The sequence below is a fragment of the Kitasatospora sp. NPDC047058 genome (assembly GCF_040643935.1).
Lineage (GTDB): Bacteria > Actinomycetota > Actinomycetes > Streptomycetales > Streptomycetaceae > Kitasatospora.
Map to the genome: position 1 here is coordinate 1 of NZ_JBEYVJ010000964.1, position 1,046 is coordinate 1,046.

The window sequence follows — 1,046 nt, forward strand, 5'->3', positions numbered from 1 at the left end:
CCGGACGGCGACCAGCCGCTCGACGAGGTACCGACCCGGCAGCTGTTCTCCGAACTGCGGCCAGCACCTGGGCGGCGATGAGCAGTCGTCTCAGCACGCGGTGGAGGACGCCTCCACGGCCGCCGCGGTTGCGTCCACGACCGCGTGGACACGCTGCGTCAACCACCGTGCGGACAAACGGAGTTCCGCCGTCGCGCGGGCAGGCTCCCGTGGCGGGTCCAGGGCGCCCCGGACGGCGCGACGGGCGTGGCGGACGGGGGCCGCTCCGGCGTCGTCAGCCGGTGTCGGTGCCGCCCTCGACGAACCGCTTGAAGCGACGCAGGTCCCCGCGCACCTGGCGGTCGAGCACCCCCAGCTTGTCGGCGGCCTTCTCGGCGAAGCCGGTGGGCGTGAAGACCATGGTCATCCGCACCCTGGTCCGGGCCGCGTCGATCGGCTGGAAGTCGACCGTACCGGTGTGCTTGACGCTCTCACCGGTCGTCCGCCAGGCGACCCGCTCCTCGGGCACCCGCTCGACGATCTCGGTGTCGAACTCCCGGGCCAGCCCGGCGATCTTCGTCCGCCAGTGGGCGTGGCGGTCGTCCAGCTGCCTGACCTCCTCCACGCCCTCCATGAACTGCGGGAACTCCTCGAAGGTCGCCCAGTGGTCATAGACGACGCGGACCGGCACGTCCACCTCGATCGACTCCTCCACCGTGCTCATCACCGCACCTCCACTCTCAATCTGGCCCCTCCGCCGGGCGATGGCAACCGGCACCCCGGCGGGCCACCCGACCGGGTTCGCAGCGCACGCCGGCCCCTACCGCCGCACGCCGTCGATCGCGATCCGCAGGTGCCGGGGCCCGCGCAGCACCGCGTTGGTGCGGTACGGCGGCGGGTCCTCCACCAGCCGCGGATTCTCCAGCCGGCGGGCGAGTTCGGACAGCGCCAGCTGCGCCTCCAGCCGGGCGAGCGGCGCACCGAAGCAGCTGTGGATGCCGCTGCCCAGGCCCAGGTGCTCGACGTCCACCCGGTCGGGGTCGAAGCGGTCCGGGTCCGCGAACCGC

Annotated in this window: 2 protein-coding genes; both read right to left on the bottom strand. The window is 73.1% G+C overall.

The window, feature by feature from the left end; genetic code table 11:
- Window positions 1–274: 274 nt before the first annotated feature.
- Complete coding sequence (locus ABZ885_RS41970; RefSeq protein WP_360200576.1) at window positions 275–703, bottom strand: SRPBCC family protein; 429 nt, start codon at window positions 701–703, stop codon at window positions 275–277.
- Window positions 704–799: 96 nt separating this feature from the next.
- The coding region (locus tag ABZ885_RS41975) for a cytochrome P450 (protein ID WP_360200578.1) at window positions 800–1,046 on the bottom strand (247 nt) is incomplete at its 5' end.

What these genes read in the sequence shown, in the direction of transcription:
- ABZ885_RS41970 (WP_360200576.1), bottom strand. Translation starts at nt 703, where the DNA reads ATGAGCACGGTGGAGGAGTCGATCGAGGTGGACGTGCCGGTCCGCGTC.